Raw genomic sequence first — 19886 nt, 5'->3', positions numbered from 1 at the left:
GGGAATCAGGCGACTGGCTTAAGTGAGCCGCCTGAGTTACTTGACCTCATGGCGTGTTCACGGTTCCGCTTTTTCTTTCGATAGATGGCAGATTGCACTCACTGAGCCTTGATCAGAGGCCTTGCTGCAGGGCCGGGTCGTCCGGGTTCAACTGCTCAAGTTGCGCCAACAGAATCTGCACGTTTTGCAACTGGCCGCTTTCTTTCCAATAGTTGATCAGCAAGACCCGCGCCTTGCGATCCGCGGGGTGGCGCTGGACGATTTCCTGCAATTGCTTCTGCGCCGCTTCCAGCTCTTCTGCGCTGTGCAAGGTGGTCGCCAGGTCGTAGCGATAATCCTTGTTGTCCGGTTCCAGCTCAACGGCTTTGGACAGGCCGAGCAGGGCGTATTCACGCTGGCCATGGTGCAACAGCCACAGGCCGAGGGCGTGTTGCAGATAGGCCGAATCGGGTTGCGCCTTGAGTTGTTGGGCGAGCAATTGACGCGCGGCATCGCTCTGGCCCTGACGGTCGAGCACGTCGATCTGCATCACCAGCGCCGGCAGGTTGCCGGGTTCCAGCCGCAGGGTATTGTCCAGTGCCTGTCGGGCCTGCTTGTATTCAGCGTTATGAATGTAAAGACGCGCCAGTTGCGCCTGATTGGCAGCGCTTTCCGGCTGTCCTTCAAGCGCCTGTTGCCAGCCATCGATCGCTTGCTGCAACGGGGCGAAGTACAGCCCCAGCTCGTCAGGCGTCAGACCGAGCAGGGCATTGATGGCGGCGAAGCGGACCGTCTGATCCCCATCGTCCAGCAACGGTCCGAGCAGCAGACTGCGTTGCCCGCCGGGCACCAGACCGACGACACTTTTAATCGCAGCCACGCGCACTTGTGGCGCTTCGTGGTGTAAGTCCGCGTCGGCCAGTTTCAAGGCCTGTGGACTCGGATAATTAGCTAATTCACCATGTAGCCAGACCCGACGCTTGACCGAGATGTCCGGCCGGCCCATTTGCTGGTACAGCTGACGCGCCGCGCCGGGTTCGCCGGTTCGGGCTGCGTTCAGCGCTTCGCTGTAGCCATGTTTGATAGCGTCGGGGATGGTCGGGGTGGTGCTGCGCAAAGATAGCCAGACGACACCGAGGATCAGTACAAGGCCAAGGCCGATCAGCAGGTTGCGGCGGGACTGAGTCATGCGGGTTTCCGAAAGCTTCGAACTTGAGCAGAGCGGCAAGCTTCGGTCAGCTTGGCGTGTGAGTCAAACCCTTGCCGGCGAATCGTCCTACGCGTCGTGTCGACTGTGAAATCCGTCAGGCTTTTGAAGCAGTGTCTACGCTTGCAGAAGTCGTTTTAAAGAGTGTGCCCATGCCAGCGCTGTTTGCTTACTTCAAGGCTTTGATCCATCCCGGCCAGGCTGTTTTGCTGTTTGCCCTGCGCACCATCGCCGCCGGGCTGTTGACCCTTTATCTGGCGTTTGTGTTCGATCTCGAGCAACCCAAGTGGTCGATCATGGCCGTGGTCATTGTCAGTCAGCCGCTGGCGGGGATGGCGCTGGCGCGCAGCTTTGGCCAAGTGATTGGCACCACTGTCGGCGCGGCGGTGGCAGTGCTGATCATGGCGATTTTCCCTCAGGCGCCGTTGCCGTTCATTATCACGCTGGCCCTGTGGCTCGCGCTGTGCACGGCGGGCGGCACCTTGCTGCGCTACACCAGCTCCCAGGCGTTCGTGCTCAGCGGATACACTGCTGTGGTCGTGGCCTTGCTGGCGATTCCGGATCAGGACGGTACGTTTCTGCTCGCCGTCACTCGCGTCACTGAAACCCTGCTGGCGGTCGCTTGCGTTTGCGTGGTCAGTCTGTTGACGGCCCGGCCGGAAGCCGTCGCCAAAGGTTATTTTTCCAAGGTCGATCAGGTGATCAAACTGGCCGCCAGCCACGCCGCCGAGGTTCTTCGCACGGAAGAAAGCGAAGCCGATTTCCAGCGTCGGCAAATGCAGCTGCTCGGTGAAATCAGTGCGCTGGAAGGGTTGCGGCGCCATTTGTATTTCGATGCGCCACGGTTGCGCAGCGCCGATAACCTGGTATTGCTGCTGGGCAACCAACTGATGTTGCTGACCTCGCGACTTACCGCACTGCGTCATCAACGCGAACTGCTCATAGAGCGCTGGGAGGGCGATTTGCCGCCGCAGGTTCAGCAACTGCGGGCCGAGGAGCTGGCATTACTGGATCAGTTGGCGCAACAGGGCCGTGCACTCTCTGGTGAGGACCGGCAGCGCTTCGTCACCTTGCAGCAACAGTTCGAAGCGTTGGCGTACAAAGCCGAGCAACAGACCGAGAACATGAGCGCGACCCTGCGCTCACTGGCCTGGGCCTTACGCTGGGAGCAGGCGCGACTGCTGCAGCAACTGGAGCAGATTCTTGAGCTGAGCGACGCCATTCAGCAAGGGCGACCGGCGAGTTGTCTGTATCGGGGCCAGTCCAGTCCGCTGCATCTGGATTTCACCCTGGCCTCGATGAACGCCATTCGAGCCTTTACTGCGCTTCTGGTCGCCGGGCTGATCTGGATCGAAACGGCATGGGACGGCGCGCGGGGCGGGATGATTCTGGTGGGGATTCTCTGCTCGCTGATGGCGACCTTTCCACGTCCGCTAATGGCTGCGCAAAGCTATGCCAGAGGGTTGGGACTGGCGCTGGTGGTGTCGGCGATCTATCAATTCATGCTGGTGCCGGCGATCAGTGATTTCGAATTGCTCGCCTTGCTGCTGGTGCCGCTGTTGTATGCCATTGCCGTCGGTATTGCCAGTCCGGCGACTGCCGGGATCGGCATGGGGCTTGGCCTGTCGAGTTTCCTCATGATCGGGCCACAGAACTTCGGCACCGGACAGAACACGGCGATCCAATGGTTCGAATTCGCCGGCGCCTACGTCAGTGCAGCCATGCTGGCGCTGATCGTCTATGCGCTGATCTTTCCGTTCCGCCCAGGCTTGCGAATTCGTCGGTTGTACGGCGAAGCGCGGGAGCAGGTATATCAACTGAGCAAAATGCCGGCGACCGATGAACAACAATTCGCCTTCGAGAGTCGGATGACCGACCGACTGACCAGCATGCTCGGTCTGTTGCCAGCGGCAAATGAGCGCGCCGTGCAGCGATTGTATGAAATCAGTCTGGCTTGTGTAGCGTTGGGCGTGGCCATGCATCAGTTGCGTCAGCAGGCACAAAGCAATGCCTTGTTGACCGAGGCATTCACTCAGCGCCTGGCGTCGGCGTTACGCCAGACCGGTCGTTTCGTCGCCGGGCGTCAGGATGTACAACTCGCAGGGTTGCTGGCCATGCTGCACGAACTGGGCGATGAACTGGATGATTTGCATGCCGCCAGTCATGAGCATTTATGGTCGGTGTTCCGCATGCGCGTGGCGCTCCTGATCGTTGTGTCGTTCCTTGAACGCCACGGCGAGTATTTGCAACCTGAAGCTCTGGAAGGAGAACCGCAACTTGCCCATTGATTTCGAGATTGGCGGCGTCTATCTGCCGCCGATTGCCCAGGCGCTGTTACTGGCAATCCCCATCTTCATGCTGCTGGACGGGTGTTTGCGGCGTCTGGGCGTGCTGCGTCTGGTCTGGCATGAGGCGCTGTTCGAGGGCGCGCTGTATGCCTGCGTCTGTGCCACGCTGATTTTGTTGATGGGAGCCTGATGCCTTGAAAGCGCTAGTTGCACGAATGACGACCGTGGCGGTGGTGATCCTGGCGATCATCCTTGGCTGGTTCGCCTGGGAGTATTACACCCGTGCGCCGTGGACCCGGGATGCCCGGGTGAGGGCGGATGTGGTGACGCTGTCGGCCGATGTCTCCGGGCGTATCGTCAAGCTGGCGGTGCAGGACAATCAGCATGTCGACAAGGGCCAGTTGCTGCTGGAAATCGATCCGGCGCGTTATCAATTGGCCGTCGAACATGCCCGGCGTTCGGTCGAGGTGTCCAAGGCTTCGCTGGGGCAATCGCAAGCGGCGATTGTTGCCAGTGAAGCGTTGCTCAAACAACGCCAAAGCGAGGAGCGCCGGCGACGCACGCTGAAACAGGGCTTCGCCATTTCCGGCGAGGAATGGGAAAAGTCGAGCACTGACGTGGCTGTCGCTCAGGCTGACCTGTTGCGCAATCAGGCCAACCTCGGACTGGCCGAGGCCAATGTGCAGCTGGCGATTGCCGCCCTGACCCAGGCCGAACTCGATTTGCAGCGTACCCGCGTCGAGTCGCCGGTCAGCGGTTACGTGACCAACCTGCTGACCCGTCAAGGCGATTACGCGCAGGCAGGCGGCGCCCTGCTGGCGCTGGTCGACAGCGATTCGTTCTATGTCAGCGGTTACTTCGAAGAAACCAAGCTGCCGAGAATCGAGGAGGGCGACCGGGTGCGCATTCAGTTGATGAGCGGAGAACGTTTTGGCGGAACGGTCGAAAGCATTGCTTTTGCCATCGCCGACCGCGAGAACGCCCCCGGCAGCCGGCTGCTGGCCAATATCAACCCGAGCTACACCTGGGTGAAACTGGCGCAACGAGTGCCGGTGCGCATTGGCATTGACGGTGATTTCGCCGGCAAGAATCGCTTGCGCGCCGGTACAACCGCGACCGTCACCGTCCTGGAAGATCACAACTCTCAAGACCAGCCCTGATCCACTGTGGGAGCGAGCCTGCTCGCGAAGGCGGAGTGTCAGCCACCGGTGATTTGCCTGACAGGGTGCTGCGAGCAGGCTCGCTCCCACAAGGGACCTCATTAACCGAAAAAAAGCATAAAAAAACCCCGCGACCGAATGATACGCGGGGCAAAAGAATTGGTTGGTTGCGGCCAACCAAAGGAGCTCTTTAACAATCTTTACTTGCTGGCGACGGTCTCCGGTTGCCAGCCACCGCCGAGGGCTTTGTAGATCGCGACGATGCCGCGATACAGATCGACTTCGGCCTGGGCCTGGCTGTCTTCGGCGTTCAGGCGCTCGCGCTGGGCGTCGAGCAACACAAGGAAATCGGTCGTGCCTTCGCGATAGCGGATCTCCGCGAGATCGGCGGCCTTGCGGCTCGATTCACTCTGACGAATCAGCGAGATCAGCCGTTGCTGGCGTTTGCCGTAATCGCTGAACGCGTTTTCCGACTCTTCCAGGGCCAGCAAAACCTGTTGCTCATAGGTCGCCAGCGCACCTTCGGCTTCTGCATCGGCACCGCGCAAACGGGCGCGCACGCTGCCCAGATCAAACGCTGCCCAAGTGATGCTCGGGCCGAGCGCCCAGGCATTGGCGGCTGAGGAGCCGATTTGCGAACCACGCCCGGCGGTCCAGCCAAGGAAGCCGCTGAGGCTCACCCGTGGGAACAGATCGGCTTTAGCCACACCGATGCGCGCCGTGGCCGATGCCAATTGGCGTTCGGCGCTGAGGATGTCCGGACGACGTTGCAGCAGCTCGCCCGGATCGCCGATCGGCAAGGCCTTGGCAATGGCCGGCAGGTCTTTCGGGCTCAAATCGACAGTCAGCTTGTCCGGACGCTCACCGAGCAGGGTGGCGATACGGTTTTTCTGCCGAACCTGCTCCGCTTGCAACTGCGGGATGGTCGCTTCGACATTGGCCAGGCGCGCATCGGCCCGCTCGACGTCCAACTGATCGCCGACGCCGGCATCACGCAGGCTGATGGTGATCTTGCGCGACTCCTGTTGGTTGTTCAGGTTGGCCACGGCGATCTTCTCGCGCAACTGGGCGCCGCGCAGTTGACCGTAGGCATCGACCAGTTCGGCAATCATGGTGACCTGCAACTGGTACAGATCGGCTTCAGCCGCTTGCTGGTCGGCATCGCTGGCTTCCAGATTGCGCTGGATGCGCCCGAACAGGTCGAGCTCCCAAGCCATGTCCAGACCCAGGTCATAGCGTTCGCTATTGACCCGGTCGGTGGTCTGGCCGGGAATCTGACCCTTGCCCAGATCACTGCTGGCGCGGCTGGTGATGGTCGGCATCGCGTCGTTGCTGGCGTCGTCGCGGATCGCCCGGGCAGCTTTCCAACGGGCGAACGCCACGCGCAGTTCACGGTTGCCTTGCAGCGATTGCGTTACCAACTGGTTGAGGGTCGGATCGTCGAACTGCTGCCACCAGATGCCTTCGAATTTCGACCGGTCGAAGTTCTTCTGGCCGGCGGCGCCATCGGTGGCGGCCGTGATATTGGCCGCCTCTGTGGCTGGGGTCTTGTAGTCGGGGCCGACGGCGCAGGCGCTGAGGGCCAGCACCAGCAGGCTCGGCAGGAAGACTTTCAGACTCATTGTTGCGCCTCCAGTTTCAGCGCCTTGGCCGTCTTGCGGGCCTCGCTGCGTTCAACGAAGTTACGGATCAGCACGTAGAACACGGGGGTCAGCAACAGACCGAAGAAGGTCACGCCAAGCATCCCGGAGAACACGGCTACACCCATGGCATGACGCATTTCGGCACCGGCACCGCTGGAGAACACCAGTGGCACTACACCCATGATGAACGCGAAGGAAGTCATCAGAATCGGCCGCAGACGCAAGCGGCAGGCTTCCAGAACCGCGGCGAGAGGGTCGAGGCCTTCTTCCTGTTTGTCCTTGGCGAACTCGACAATCAGAATCGCATTCTTACAGGCCAGTCCCACCAATACGATCAAGCCGATCTGGGTGAAGATGTTGTTGTCACCGCCCGAGATGATCACACCGGTGATGGCCGACAGCAGGGTCATCGGTACGATCAGGATCACCGCCAGTGGCAGGCTCCAGCTTTCGTACTGCGCAGCGAGTACCAGGAACGCCAGCAATACGCAGAGCGGGAACACGAACAGTGCGGTGTTACCGGACAGAATCTGCTGATAGGTCAGGTCGGTCCACTCGTAGGTCATGCCGTTCGGCAACTCGTCCTTCAGCAGTTTTTCGATGGCTTTTTCGGCCTGGCCGGAGCTGTAGCCGGGGGCGGCGGCACCGTTGATTTCAGCGGTAATGAAGCCGTTGTAATGCATCACGCGATCCGGCCCCGAGGTGTCGCTGACCTTGATGAAGGTCGCCAGCGGGATCATTTCGCCTTTGTTGTTGCGTACTTTCAGTTGGCCGATCTGATCGGATTCGAGGCGGAACTGCTGCTCGGCCTGAACGTTGACCTGATAGGTGCGCCCGAAGCGGTTGAAGTCGTTGGCATACAGCGAACCCAGGTAGATCTGCAGGGTGTCGAAGATGTCACTGACGGCCACGCCGTGGGTCTTGGCTTTTTCACGGTCGATGGCGGCATCGACCTGCGGAACGTTCACGGTGTAGCTGGTGAACAGGCCGGCCAGTTCTGGCACGCTGTGACTCTTGTTGATGATGTTCATGGTTTCCTTGTACAGCTCGTCGTAGCCGAGGTTACCCCGGTCTTCGATTTGCAGACGGAAACCGCCAATGGTGCCCAGGCCTTGTACCGGCGGTGGCGGGAAGATCGCCATGTACGCTTCCTGAATGTTGGCGTACTGGCCGTTCAAGGCACCGGCAATCGCCCCGGCCGACATGCTCGGGTCTTTACGCTCGTCGAACGGTTTCAGGGTGACGAACACGATGCCGGCGTTCGGGCTGTTGGTGAAGCCGTTGATCGACAGGCCCGGGAAGGCAACGGCGCTTTCCACGCCTGGCTGTTTCAGGGCCAGGTCGGACATGCGTTTGATCACGTCTTCGGTGCGATCCAGGCTGGCCGCGTCCGGCAGTTGGGCGAACGCCACCAGGTATTGCTTGTCCTGGCCGGGCACGAAACCGGTCGGTGTGCTGGAGAAACCGAAGAACGTCAGCACCATCAGGCCGGCATAGAGGAACAGCGCAATGCCACTGCCGCGGATTACCCGGCGCACGGTACCGACATAACCATGGCTGGCGCGATCGAAGAAGCGGTTGAACGGGCGGAACAGCCAGCCACCGAAGAGTTTGTCGAGCACCCGGGAGAAGCGGTCTTTCGGTGCGTCATGGGCCTTGAGCAGTACCGCAGCCAATGCCGGCGATAGGGTCAGCGAGTTGAACGCCGAAATCACGGTCGAGATGGCAATGGTCAAAGCGAACTGCTTATAGAACTGTCCGGTGAGGCCAGAAATGAACGCTGCGGGAATAAACACCGCACACAGCACCAGTGCCGTCGCGATGATCGGCCCCGTCACCTCACGCATGGCGCGTTTGGTGGCCTCGACCGGGGTCAGTCCCAGTTCGATGTTGCGTTCGACGTTTTCCACCACGACGATGGCGTCGTCAACCACGATACCGATGGCCAACACCAGGCCGAACAGCGACAGAGCGTTGAGCGAAAAACCGAACAGGTGCATGACCGCAAACGTACCGATCAACGATACCGGCACCGCCACCAATGGAATGATCGAGGCGCGCCAGGTCTGCAGGAACAGGATTACCACCAGCACCACGAGGATCAGCGCTTCGAAGAGGGTGTGAACCACCGCTTCGATCGAGCCGCGCACGAAAATCGTCGGGTCATAGACGATGCTGTAGTCCATGCCCTGCGGGAAGCCTTTCTTCAGCTCGTCCATCTTCGCGCGCACTTCGTTCGAAATGTCGATGGCGTTGGAGCCAGGGCGCTGGAAGATCGGGATCGCGACCGCAGGCTGGTTGTTCAGCAGCGAACGCAGGGCGTATTGGCTGGAGCCCAGTTCTACGCGAGCAATGTCCTTGAGACGGGTGATTTCACCATCGTCGCCTGCACGAATGACGATGTTTTCGAACTCTTCCTCAGTGACCAGACGGCCCTGAGTGTTGATCGACAGCTGAAAACTCTGCGCCGTCGGGGCAGGGGGCGCGCCCAACTGGCCGGCGGCGACTTGACGGTTCTGCTCACGAATGGCCGTCACGACATCGGTTGCGGTCAGGTTGCGCGAAGCGGTCTTGTTCGGATCGAGCCAGACCCGCAGCGAATAGTCGCCCATACCAAACAACTGCACATCACCGACACCGCCCAGACGGGCGAGCTCGTCCTTGATGTTGAGGATCGCGTAGTTGGACAGATAGAGCATGTCGTAGCGCTTGTCCGGTGAGGTCAAGTGCACAACCATGGTCAGGTCGGGCGATGCCTTGTCGACGGTGATACCGATGCGCGTCACTTCTTCAGGAAGTTTCGGCTCGGTACGGGTCACGCGGTTCTGCACCTGCACCTGCGCGTTATCCAGGTCGGTGCCCAGCGCGAAGGTGATGGTCAGGGTGATCTTGCCGTCAGCGGTCGATTGCGAGGACATGTACAACATGTTCTCGACACCGGTGATGGCCTGCTCCAGCGGAGCCGCCACGGTTTCACCGATGACTTTCGGGTTGGCGCCCGGGAAGTTGGCGCGGACCACTACGGTCGGCGGCACGACTTCGGGGTATTCGCTGATCGGCAACTGGAACAGCGAGATCGCACCGGCAATCAGGATCAGCAGCGACAGCACCGCTGCGAAGATCGGCCGGAATATGAAGAACTGGGAAAAATTCATCGGAGTTGTCGTCCCTTAACCGCGTGGGGTCGTAGCAGCCAGCTTCGCAGCCGGACCCGAGGCGCCTTTGGCAGGGGCGACTTTAGGCAGGTTGCTGGCTTCCAGCGCTTGACGTTGTTGAGCGAGTGCCGCAAGGGTTTGTTCGCTGGCCATCGGGATCACTTCAGGGGTCACTGGCGAGCCAGGACGTACCCGTTGTAGACCCTTGACGATAATGGTGTCGTCCTTGTTCAGACCGTTGCGCACGATCCGCAGGCCCTCGATTTTCGGCCCCAGCTCGACGGCGCGATAAACGGTTTTGTTGTCCGCATCCATGACCAGAACGAATTTCTTGCCCAGGTCCGTGCCGACGGCTTCGTCGTTGATCAGCATCGCGTTGTAGGTGCCGCTGCCGACCAGTTTCAGACGTGCATACAGACCCGGGGTGTAGGTGCCGTCGCTGTTGTCGAACACCGCGCGGCCACGGATGGTGCCGGTTTTCGGGTTGACCTGGTTGTCGACGAAATTCATCTGGCCCAGGTGCGGATTGCCGTCTTCGTTGGACAGGCCCATGTACACCGGAGTTGTCGCGCCGCGCTGGCCGTTACGAGCCAGTTGGGTGTATTTGAGGAAGACACGCTCGTCGGCGTCGAAGTAGGCGTAGACCTTGTCGGTCGACACCACGCTGGTCAGCGCGGTGGTATCGGCGGTCACCAGGTTGCCGGCGGTAATTTCGGCACGGCTGACGCGACCACTGATCGGCGCAGTGACACGGGTAAAACTCAGGTTCAGCTTGGCCAGATCGAGTTGCGCCTGCAGGGCACCGACAGCGGCGCGGGCTTCCTGGGCGGCGGTGGTGCGCGAGTCGGCGAGTTCGGCGGAAATCGCGTTGCTGGCGCGCAGACGTTCACCGCGGCTCGCTTCGTTTTCATTGCGGCTGGCGGTGGCACGGGCCTGGGCGACCAGCGCTTCGAGGCGGCGCACCTCAGCCTGGAACGGTCGTGGGTCGATCTGGAAGAGCAGGTCGCCTTTCTTGACCAGCGCGCCTTCGGTGAACGCGACTTGATCAATCTGGCCCGACACCCGTGGACGAATCTCTACGGTTTCCGGCGCTTCGAGGCGCCCGGTGAATTCGTCCCACTCGTTGACCGGTTGTTCCAGCACCTTGGCCACGCTGACTTTTGCCGCAGGCATCGTGGCGGCAGTCTCCGGAGTCTTGCCGCAGGCGCTCATCACCAGTACGGCCAACATGGCCAACGGGAAGCGCAAATGTTTGAGTGACTGTTCCATGGAATGCATCCGCCAAAGTATTGAAGATGGGCGGATGATGCTCGGCGGGGTGTGATGGCACGAATCGAATGAAGCAAAGGTAACTATCATTCGGAATGATATAAGCACCAGATCAGCCCTCTAGCATGGGCCTTTCGTTAGGGCGCTATCAATTGTATCGGTGACAAAAGTGTGTTGCGAGAACCGCAACGATTCCGATCAGCCGTGAATGCGTCAGCCAGAAACAAGGAAACGGCCATGAAGGCCGTTTCGATCAGCGGGTCGCCGCTGTTTGTCAGTTGATGCCTTTGCGGTTGGCACCGAAGCGATTCGGCCCCGGCTGGCTGTCTTGTGCCAAGAATACGATATTAACGATCGGCAGCAGCAACCACCAGCCGCTGCGATCAGTATCGTGCATACGGCGCACACCGACGGCAATGCTTGGCACCAGCAACGCGAGATTATAAAGGCCCTGCAAGACCCCACCGGTGTTCAAAAAGCCATCGATGACCCCCATCACGATCGCGATGCCCATGTTGATCAGAAAGAACAGCCAGTATTCACGACGCGTAGCGCGACCGTTGAACACGGCGTAATTCTTCAGCGCCTCAAGGTAGGGGTTGCCTGTGGTGATGGCAGGGCCGCTTGCGTAGGTTTGCTGAGCTGCCTGAGGCGCGCCGCACTGAGGGCAGGCCAGGGCCAGCGTACTTATTTCCTTGGCACAACCGCGGCAGAAAACCATGCTCATGTTTTTTTCCCTAAAAATTATTGAATCGATAGACAGCAAAGAATCAACGCGGTGAAGCCTGACAATATGATGCCGGCGATCGCGAGGTTTCTTCCCGAGTGTTTTTCGTTGATGCAGACGATGCCGCAAGTGAGACCTGCGACGCTGAACAGTCCGACGCCGAGGATCGTTTCGATGTCCCATTCGGAATCATCAAAAAGGGTGAGAGCGCCGATAATTCCGCAGATCAGCGAAACGATGGCGAGCCAGGGAACCCCGGCTTGCGTGGGTGGCACGAAGGCCTGTTGGCTCGCCCCGCATTGGGGGCAGGTGAGCGCCGTTTCATGAAGCTCCTTGGCGCAAGCACGACAATAGACCATTGCCATCGTTTTCCTTAACTGAGTGCGAATGCCCGACCCTCCATCGGCGGGGCGGCGGTAATTTAATCTCTATTAGAGGATTTGTCACGGCTCTTTGCCATCATTGGGGCGGCCATCGCCACTCTCAGTCAGGCGGCGACGGGGCGGGGACGTGGTCATCGTGAGCGCAGTGGCAAATTTCCGCTCAGGAGCTAGCTGCCTCGGGCACGTTGGTGCCCATACCCTCGGGCAACAATGGCGCGATCTCGGCCAGTTCATCAGTGCTCAGGCGAAATTCAGCCGCGCTGAGCAGCCCGTCGACTTGCGCCGGCCGGCGTGCGCCGACGATAGCGCCGGTCACAGCGGGTTGCCGCAGCACCCAGGCGATCGCCACCGCCGCCGGTGTCAGCCCGTGACGCTCTCCGATACGGCGAAAGGCTTCAACCAAGGCCAGATTCGCGGTCAGGCGTGGTTCCTGAAAGTCTGGGCTGCGGGTTTTGCGCCAGTCGTCGTTCGGCAAGCCGGCGATGCGTTGACGCGTCATGGCGCCGCTGAGCAGGCCCGATTGCAAAGTGGAATAGGCGATGACGCCGATATTGGCCTGCTCACAGAACGGCAGGATGTCGTCCTCGACCTCGCGCATCAATGCCGAGTACGGCGGCTGGAGCGAGGCGATCGCCGTCACCGCCTGAGCGCGTTTGAGTTGGGCCACGTCAAAGTTCGATACGCCGATGGCGCGAATTTTCCCCAGTCTGCGCGCCTTGTCCAGCACTGAGAGTGCAGCTTCGATGCCTTCGTCCGGGCCACCCGGCGGAAAGGTCGGCCAGTGGATCTGGTACAGGTCGATGGTCTCGACCTGGAGGCGGCGCAGACTGTCGTCAATTTCTTGCGCCAGCGACGCCGGTGCCAGCGAATGCGAAATCTGCCGACTCGCGCGATCCCAGACCAGACTGCCTTTTGTAAACACCAGCGGACGGCGCGAGGCAGGCACGCGACGCAGCAGCTGCCCGACGACTTCCTCGGCGTGGCCCAGGCCATAGACGGCGGCGGTGTCTATCCAGTTCACCCCGCGCTCCACCGCGTATTCCAGCGCGGCAAGGCTCTCAGCGTCGTCTTGCGCGCCCCAGCCAAATTCCCAGCCGGGCCCCGCGATGGCCCAGGTGCCCAGCCCGATCGGTGAAATCATGAAGTCGGTGCTGCCGAGTCGTTGCTGCTGCATTGTCAAATCCCTGCATTAGTGAGAAGGCGCCAGTGTCACTTGGTCGATAGAAGTTGATAAGCTGGGTTTTGCTTGATTGGTTACTGAGAAAAATTCATCAATGACGCCTGACCTACATGATCTGGATGCCTTCGCGGCGGTGGCGCGGCATCGCAGCTTTCGCAAGGCTGCGGCTGAGCGCGGCGTGTCCGCTTCAGCCTTGAGTCATGCCATGCGCAGTCTGGAAGAACGGCTGGGCATGCGTTTGCTTCACCGCACAACGCGCAGCGTGACGCCGACCGAGGCGGGCGAGCGGCTGTTGGAGCGCCTCGACCCAGCCTTGCGAGAAGTGGCCGACGCGCTAGCGGCCCTGACCGCCTTGCAGGCCGAGCCGAGCGGCACGCTGCGCCTGAATGTGCCGCGCCCGGCAGCACGGCTGGTGCTGGCGCCGATGCTGGCGGGATTCGTGGCGAAGTACCCGCGCATGCAAGTAGACGTCGTGACCGACGACGGCCTGGCTGACATCGTCGGGGATGGTTTCGATGCGGGCATCCGTTTCGGCGAGAGCCTGGCCGGGGACATGGTGGCGGTGCCGGTGGGGCCGCCGCAACGTTTCGCCTGTGTGGCCGCGCCGGCCTATCTTGCCTTGCGCGGCACGCCACAGACACCGCGTGAGCTACTCGGTCACGCCTGCATTGGCCGCCGTTTCCCAAGCGGCAAGCGATATGCCTGGGAGTTTCAGGCGAATGGCGAGCCGCTGACTATTGAAGTCAGCGGCCCCCTGACGTTCGACGACGACGCGGCGATGATCCAGGCCGCGTGCGACGGTGCAGGCGTGGCCTACGTCTACGAGGCGATGGTGCGCGACGACTTGGCCGCAGGCCGGCTGGAGGCGATATTGGGAAGTTACGCTGCGCCGCCGGGCCGGTTCTTTCTCTATTACTCCGGACGGCGGCACCTGCCCGCCGCGCTGCGGGCGTTGGTGGATTTCATTCGGGTGTGATGGAACGTGCTGCGCCGTCAGGCGCTTCGACTTCGATCCTTCATACCCGTGATGGAAAGAGGCGGAAATGATCAGGCATGTTGCTGTTGAGTCAGGTCGCGCGCGCCAGGATGGCCTGTGCTCGGGCTATGACAGGCGCATCGACCATTTGGCCATCGAGCACGAATACACCTTCCCCCGAACGGGCGGCGTCCATGATGCGTTGCGCCCAGTGCAGCTCCTCCAGACCGGGTTTCAGCGCTTGGTGGATAATCGCCACTTGGCTCGGGTGGATACATAAAGCGCCACCGAACCCCATGTCGCGGGCAAACTGAACGGTGCTGTGCAGGCCGACGGTGTCCTGTATGGATGGAAACACGCCATCCAGCGCCGGAGCGAGGCCGGCCACCCGCGTCGCGAGCAGTACAGCATAGCGAGCGTGACTCAGGATTTGTTGGGCAGCATGGCTGCCGGTGGTCAAGTTCAGGTCCAGGCCCAGATCAAGGCTTCCGAACGACAAGCGTTCAACGCCCTGGGTCTGGGCAATCACCTGGAGTTCGGCCAGACCCTTGGCGCTTTCGATGATGGGCCAGATCGGCTTTCGAGTATTGGCCGCCGTGAGGACATGCTGCGCGCTTTCTGCTTTGGGCAGCAAAACGCCGGTCACGGCGGCGTGTTGTCGACAAAGCTCCAGATCTGCCACGTGGGCCCAGTGATCCGGGGCATTCACTCGTACCAGGATCGGGGCGTTCGGATTGTCACTCAAGAAGCGCTCCAGGTTATCCCTCGCCTGTTCCTTGAGATTTTCCTGCACCGCGTCCTCTAGATCGACAATGACCCGGTCTGCACCGGTTGCGATGGCTTTAGGTATCCGCTCTGGACGAGTGGCAGGCACAAACAGGGCAGAGCGAACGATGGACGTATTCATGGCGCTTCTCCCGCGCTGAACTCGACTTCGCCGATTTGCGCTGCACCGTCCTGATTACCCGCCCAGAGCTGTGCCTTGCCGCTGTCGATCAGACGTCCGCCGACCTCGAAAGGGTGAGGTGAAATCAAAGGTCGGACGCCACGGAAGGTGAAGCGCTTCAAGCGCACGTTCGGGTGCGCTTTGGTAAAGGCACGCAAATTCAGGGTGGCGATCAAAGGACCATGCACGACCAACCCCGGATAACCTTCAGTCTCTGTGACATATGGCCAGTCATAGTGAATTCGATGGCCATTGAACGTGACGGCAGAGTAGCGAAACAGCAGCGTAGCTGAGGGCTCGACCCGTGCCTGCCATTGGCCTTCAGGAAGTGCTTCGGTGCCGCCTGGTTTGGGAGGAGTGGGTTCCCGATAGACGATGTCCTGCTCGTCCTGAAGGGCGCGCTTGCCGTCCTGGAAATATTCATGGCGTACCGTGACAAAAAACAAGGAACCTGTGCGACCGTGTTTCTCTTCGACATTGAGAATGGTTGAGACACAGGTCACCTCAGCCTCCACTTTCAACGGCTGGTAAAACTCCAGCCGACTACCTGCCCACATGCGGTTGCGGTTGTGGGCGGGCGGCAGGAATCCCCCGAGCGCCGGATGACCGTCCGGGCCCAGTTCGTCGGCGGTAACCGGTTCCTGAAAAAAAGCCCAATGCCACAAGGGGGGAAGCGGTTCACCAGGCTGCGGCGCCACTTCGCTCAACGTCGCGGCGATTCGTTTCACCAAGTTGAAACTGATCCGGTCCTGGCTTTCCTGACGACGTCCAATCCAGGCTGAAAAATCGGTACTGTTCATATTCATCGCTCCCGTCGGTCGGTGATCAGGCCAGGGCGGCCATTTCCGGAATCGCTTCAAACAAGTCTGCCACCAGGCCGTAATCAGCCACCTGGAAGATCGGCGCTTCTTCATCCTTGTTGATCGCAACGATCACCTTGGAGTCTTTCATACCGGCCAAATGCTGGATCGCGCCGGAAATGCCGACGGCGATGTACAGCTGTGGCGCAACGATCTTGCCGGTCTGGCCGACCTGCATGTCGTTGGGCACGAAACCGGCGTCTACCGCCGCGCGGGAAGCCCCGACGGCAGCGCCCAGCTTGTCGGCCAGGGCGTACAGGTGTTTGAAGTTGTCGCCGTTCTGCATGCCTCGACCGCCGGAAACGATGATCTTGGCAGCGGTCAGTTCAGGACGATCGGACCTGGCCAGTTCTTCGTTGATGAAGCTGGAGATACCGGCGTCATGAGCCGTAGCGAGCGCTTCAACGGCAGCCGAACCACCTTCGGCGGCAACGGGGTCGAAACCGGTGGCGCGGACGGTAATGACTTTGACCGCAGCGTTCGACTGCACGGTAGCGATGGCGTTACCGGCGTAGATCGGGCGCTTGAAGGTGTCGGCGCTTTCTACCGAAATGATCTCGGAGATCTGGTCGACGCCCAGGGCAGCGGCCACGCGCGGCAGAATGTTCTTGCCGTTGGACGTGGCCGAGGCGAGGACATGGCTGTAGATCGTGTTTTGTTCGATCACCAGACGGGTCACTAACAACGCGACGTTTTCAGGGAGTTGATTGGCATACGCGACGTTGTCGGCCAGCAATACTTTGTTCACCCCTTTGATATCCGCTGCCGCCTCAGCCACGGTGCCCACAAAAGCGCCCGCCACCAGCACGTGGATATCGCCGCCAATTTTCGCTGCGGCGGCCAAGGTATTCAGGGTGGCTGGGGCGAGCACTTTGTTGTTCTGCTTATCATTTGAGTAGTCAGCAATCACCAGGATCGTCATTCAGATCACCTTCGCTTCATTCTTCAGTTTCTCGACCAGTTCAGCCACCGACTTGACCTTGATGCCTGCGCTGCGTGCAGCCGGCGCTTCGACCTTGAGGGTCTTGTTGGTGGAGGCGGTGGAAACGCCCAAAGCGTCCGGAGTCAGCACTTCGAGAGGCTTCTTCTTGGCTTTCATGATGTTTGGCAGGGACGCGTAGCGCGGCTCGTTCAAACGCAGGTCAGTGGTGACGATGGCCGGCAGTTTCAGCGAAACGGTCTGCGCGCCGCCGTCGATTTCGCGGGTCACGGCAACGCTGTCGCCGGACACTTCGACTTTCGAGGCGAACGTGCCCTGACCGTAGCCGCTCAATGCAGCGAGCATCTGGCCGGTCTGGTTGTTATCGCTGTCGATGGCCTGTTTGCCGAGGATCACCAGTTGAGGCTGTTCCTTGTCGACCACAGCCTTGAGCAGCTTGGCCACGGCGAGCGAGGTCAGGTCTTCAGCGGATTCGACGAGGATGGCGCGGTCGGCGCCCAGAGCCAGTGCAGTGCGCAGCTGTTCCTGAGCGGTGGACGGGCCGATGGAGACGACGACGATTTCAGTCGCAACACCTTTTTCTTTCAGGCGTACGGCTTCTTCCACTGCGATTTCGCAGAACGGGTTCATCGACATCTTGACGTTGGCGAGGTCGACGCCGGAGTTGTCCGCCTTGACGCGAACTTTCACGTTGTAATCAACCACGCGTTTCACAGCTACCAGGATCTTCATGGGGCAGTGTTCTCTCGAAAATCTTTGATCGTTGCAGTCAGATGGCTCCGGCGGAACGCATTTGTTCAATGCGATCCGTTCCCAGTCCCAGCTCCCTTAACACCTGCTCGGTGTGTTGGCCCAGGCCCGGTACGGCGTCCATACGAGGCTCGAACGCGCTGTTGCTGCCTGGCGGTATCAAGCTCGGGACGGTACCGGCAGAGGTCTCGACTTCCCGCCAGCGATCACGGGCCTGAAGTTGTGGATGGTCCCAAACCCCTTGCATGTCGTTGACCCGCGCGTTGGCGATCTGCGCATTTTCCAGCCGATCAAATACAGCAGCGAAGTTGAGCGTGGAGAACGATTCAACGATCAGCGCGCGCAACGCATGACGGTTTTCGACGCGTTTGAAGTTGGCCGAGAAACGGTCGTCTTTCGCCAACTCGGGCATCAGCAGCACCTTGTCGCAAAACAACTGCCACTCACGCTCGTTTTGCAAACCGAGCATCACGGTGGTGCCGTCACCGATGGGGAAAGGACCGTAGGGGTAAATGGTGGCGTGCGCGGCACCGGCGCGAGGTGGCGGGGGCGCGCCGTCGTAGGCGTAATACATCGGGTAGTTCATCCACTCGACCAGGCTTTCCAGCATCGACACATCGAGGTGGCTGCCTTCGCCAGTTCGTTCACGCAATAGCAGCGCAGACAGAATCCCGGTGTAGGCGTACATGCCGGCCGCGATGTCGGCGATTGAGCAGCCGGCCTTGGCCATTTCTTCCTCGCCCGGGCCGCCGGTGACCGACAGAAATCCACCCTCACTCTGGATCAACAGATCGTAGGCCTTCTTCTTTTCATAGGGGCCACCGATGCCATAGCCTGAAATGTCACAGACAATCAGGCGCGGAAATCGCTGATGCAACGCCTCAAATGATAGTCCCATTCGCGCGGCGGCACCGGGCGCGAGGTTTTGTACGAGCACATCGGCAGTGGTCAGCAAACTGTCCAGCACCTCGGTGGCCGACTCATGCTTCAAGTCGAGGGTCAGGCTTTCTTTCGAGCGATTGGTCCAGACGAAGTGCGAGGCCAGGCCGTTGACACGTTGGTCATAACCTCTGGCGAAATCACCTGTGCCTGGACGTTCGACCTTGATCACCCGAGCACCGAGGTCGGCCAGTTGTCGGGTGCAGAAGGGCGCTGCAATGGCGTGTTCAAGGCTGACGACGGTAATGCCATCGAGCGGACGGAGACCGTTGGGCTGGCTCATGATTTTTTCTCTCTTGTTTTTAGAAAGAGCGCGGCAGCTCGAGCAGGTGTTCGGCGACGTACGACAGGATCAGGTTGGTGGAAATGGGGGCAACCTGGTACAGGCGGGTCTCACGGAATTTTCGCTCGACGTCGTATTCGCAGGCGAAGCCAAAGCCGCCGTGAGTCTGCAAGCAAGCGTTGGCAGCTTCCCAGGAAGCTTTCGCCGCGAGGTACTTGGCCATGTTGGCGCTGGCCCCGGCGTTGATCCCGCTGTCGTATTCCTCGCAGGCGCGCCAGCGCATCAGGTCGGCCGCTTCGATCTCGATGTGCGCTTCAGCGATGGGGAATTGTACGCCCTGGTTCTGCCCGATCGGGCGTCCAAACACCACGCGGTCACGGGCGTAAGCGCTGGCCTTTTCGATAAACCAGCGACCGTCTCCGATGCATTCGGCGGCGATCAGGGTGCGTTCGGCATTCAGTCCATCGAGGATGTAGCGGAAGCCTTTGCCTTCCTCACCGATCAAACTGTCAGCGGGGATTTCCAGGTTGTCGAAGAACAATTCGTTGGTTTCGTGGTTGACCATGTTAGCGATCGGCTGCACGGTCAGGCCGTTACCGATGGTTTCTCGCAGATCAACGAGGAAGATCGACATGCCTTCCGACTTCTTCTTCACGTCGGCCAACGGCGTGGTCCGCGCCAGCAGGATCATCAGGTCGGAATGCTGAACGCGTGAGATCCACACCTTCTGCCCGTTGATCACGTACTTGCCACCTTTGCGCACGGCGGTGGTTTTTATCTTGGTGGTGTCGGTGCCGGTAGTAGGCTCGGTCACCGCCATCGATTGCAGGCGCAATTCACCGCTGGCCAGTTTCGGCAGGTAATAACTTTTCTGCGCCTCGCTGCCGTGACGCAGCAGGGTGAACATGTTGTACATCTGCCCGTGCACAGTGCCGGAATTACCGCCGCAACGGTTCACCTCTTCCAGGATCACCGAGGCCTCGGCCAACCCCAGGCCGGAGCCGCCATATTCGGTCGGAATCAGCGCGGCCAGCCAACCTGCGTCGGTCAGGGCCTTGACGAAGGTTTCCGGAAAGCCTTTTTCTTCGTCGATCTTGCGCCAGTAAGTGGCATCGAATTCAGCGCACAGAGCGCGGACACCGTCGCGGATGGCATTGAGTTCTTCAGAGTTGCGGTCAGTCATTATTATTCTCCTCAACGC

The 19886-nt window shown here is 60.4% G+C and carries 17 protein-coding genes; 4 read left to right on the top strand and 13 right to left on the bottom strand.

Annotated features, from left to right (window positions below; all coding sequences use genetic code 11):
- Positions 1-112: 112 nt before the first annotated feature.
- Positions 113-1168: a tetratricopeptide repeat protein gene (locus HU743_RS04585; RefSeq protein WP_186647193.1), complete on the bottom strand. Its 1056-nt coding sequence runs from the start codon at positions 1166-1168 to the stop codon at positions 113-115.
- Positions 1169-1338: 170 nt separating this feature from the next.
- Here HU743_RS04585 and HU743_RS04580 point away from each other — a divergent pair, with 170 nt between their 5' ends.
- From HU743_RS04580 to HU743_RS04570, 3 genes are read left to right on the top strand one after another with little or no spacing between them, the layout of a single operon-like run.
- Positions 1339-3474 carry an FUSC family protein gene (locus HU743_RS04580; protein ID WP_186647191.1) on the top strand — a complete coding sequence of 712 codons (2136 nt, stop codon included), beginning with the start codon at positions 1339-1341 and terminating at the stop codon, positions 3472-3474.
- A complete protein-coding gene (locus tag HU743_RS04575; RefSeq protein ID WP_186551436.1) occupies positions 3464-3664 on the top strand; it encodes a DUF1656 domain-containing protein in 201 nt (66 codons plus the stop codon). The genes HU743_RS04580 and HU743_RS04575 overlap by 11 nt, the downstream gene beginning before the upstream one ends.
- Before the next feature lie 4 nt (positions 3665-3668).
- Positions 3669-4634 (top strand): HlyD family secretion protein, encoded by a 966-nt coding sequence (locus tag HU743_RS04570; protein WP_186647189.1) that lies wholly within the window; start codon positions 3669-3671, stop codon positions 4632-4634.
- Between the two features lie 200 nt (positions 4635-4834).
- On the opposite strand, the gene HU743_RS04565 is transcribed toward HU743_RS04570, so the two are convergent.
- The 6 genes from HU743_RS04565 to HU743_RS04540 all read right to left on the bottom strand — a co-directional run bounded on the left by HU743_RS04565 (position 4835) and on the right by HU743_RS04540 (position 12985).
- Entirely contained in the window at positions 4835-6256 is a 1422-nt protein-coding gene (locus HU743_RS04565) for a TolC family protein (RefSeq protein WP_186647187.1), read from the bottom strand.
- Positions 6253-9432 carry an efflux RND transporter permease subunit gene (locus HU743_RS04560; protein ID WP_186551439.1) on the bottom strand — a complete coding sequence of 1060 codons (3180 nt, stop codon included), beginning with the start codon at positions 9430-9432 and terminating at the stop codon, positions 6253-6255. The genes HU743_RS04565 and HU743_RS04560 overlap by 4 nt, the downstream gene beginning before the upstream one ends.
- 15 nt (positions 9433-9447) lie before the next feature.
- Entirely contained in the window at positions 9448-10701 is a 1254-nt protein-coding gene (gene mexE / locus HU743_RS04555; protein WP_186551440.1) for a multidrug efflux RND transporter periplasmic adaptor subunit MexE, read from the bottom strand.
- A 274-nt stretch (positions 10702-10975) separates the two neighbouring features.
- Positions 10976-11428 (bottom strand): DUF805 domain-containing protein, encoded by a 453-nt coding sequence (locus HU743_RS04550; protein ID WP_186647185.1) that lies wholly within the window; start codon positions 11426-11428, stop codon positions 10976-10978.
- Between the two features lie 17 nt (positions 11429-11445).
- On the bottom strand, positions 11446-11793 hold the full coding sequence (locus HU743_RS04545) for a DUF4190 domain-containing protein (protein WP_186551442.1): 348 nt from the start codon (positions 11791-11793) through the stop codon (positions 11446-11448).
- 178 nt (positions 11794-11971) lie between these two features.
- Positions 11972-12985 (bottom strand): aldo/keto reductase, encoded by a 1014-nt coding sequence (locus HU743_RS04540; RefSeq protein ID WP_186647183.1) that lies wholly within the window; start codon positions 12983-12985, stop codon positions 11972-11974.
- Positions 12986-13085: 100 nt separating this feature from the next.
- On the opposite strand from HU743_RS04540, the gene HU743_RS04535 reads away from it, so the two are divergent.
- Positions 13086-13967: a LysR family transcriptional regulator gene (locus HU743_RS04535; protein ID WP_186647180.1), complete on the top strand. Its 882-nt coding sequence runs from the start codon at positions 13086-13088 to the stop codon at positions 13965-13967.
- Positions 13968-14058: 91 nt separating this feature from the next.
- Here the strand turns inward: HU743_RS04535 and HU743_RS04530 are convergent, their stop codons facing one another.
- From HU743_RS04530 to HU743_RS04505, 6 genes are read right to left on the bottom strand one after another with little or no spacing between them, the layout of a single operon-like run.
- Positions 14059-14874: a CoA ester lyase gene (locus HU743_RS04530; RefSeq protein WP_186647178.1), complete on the bottom strand. Its 816-nt coding sequence runs from the start codon at positions 14872-14874 to the stop codon at positions 14059-14061.
- Positions 14871-15713, bottom strand: a complete 843-nt coding sequence (locus HU743_RS04525) for a MaoC family dehydratase N-terminal domain-containing protein (protein ID WP_186647176.1) — start codon at positions 15711-15713, stop codon at positions 14871-14873. Before HU743_RS04525 ends, HU743_RS04530 begins: the two co-directional genes overlap by 4 nt.
- 25 nt (positions 15714-15738) lie before the next feature.
- The gene (locus tag HU743_RS04520) at positions 15739-16695 is read right to left on the bottom strand and encodes an FAD-binding protein (RefSeq protein ID WP_186647174.1); all 957 of its coding nucleotides are present in this window, start codon (positions 16693-16695) and stop codon (positions 15739-15741) included.
- A complete protein-coding gene (locus HU743_RS04515; protein ID WP_186647172.1) occupies positions 16696-17445 on the bottom strand; it encodes an electron transfer flavoprotein subunit beta/FixA family protein in 750 nt (249 codons plus the stop codon).
- 37 nt (positions 17446-17482) lie between these two features.
- A complete protein-coding gene (locus HU743_RS04510; protein WP_186647170.1) occupies positions 17483-18685 on the bottom strand; it encodes a CaiB/BaiF CoA-transferase family protein in 1203 nt (400 codons plus the stop codon).
- Positions 18686-18704: 19 nt separating this feature from the next.
- On the bottom strand, positions 18705-19868 hold the full coding sequence (locus tag HU743_RS04505; protein WP_186647168.1) for an acyl-CoA dehydrogenase family protein: 1164 nt from the start codon (positions 19866-19868) through the stop codon (positions 18705-18707).
- Positions 19869-19886: the final 18 nt, after the last annotated feature.

The sequence above is a fragment of the Pseudomonas sp. SWRI99 genome (genome assembly GCF_014270125.1).
GTDB lineage: Bacteria > Pseudomonadota > Gammaproteobacteria > Pseudomonadales > Pseudomonadaceae > Aquipseudomonas > Aquipseudomonas hamedanensis.
The sequence above is the reverse complement of the archived record's forward strand: the minus strand, read 5'-3'. Positions and strand labels throughout refer to the sequence as shown.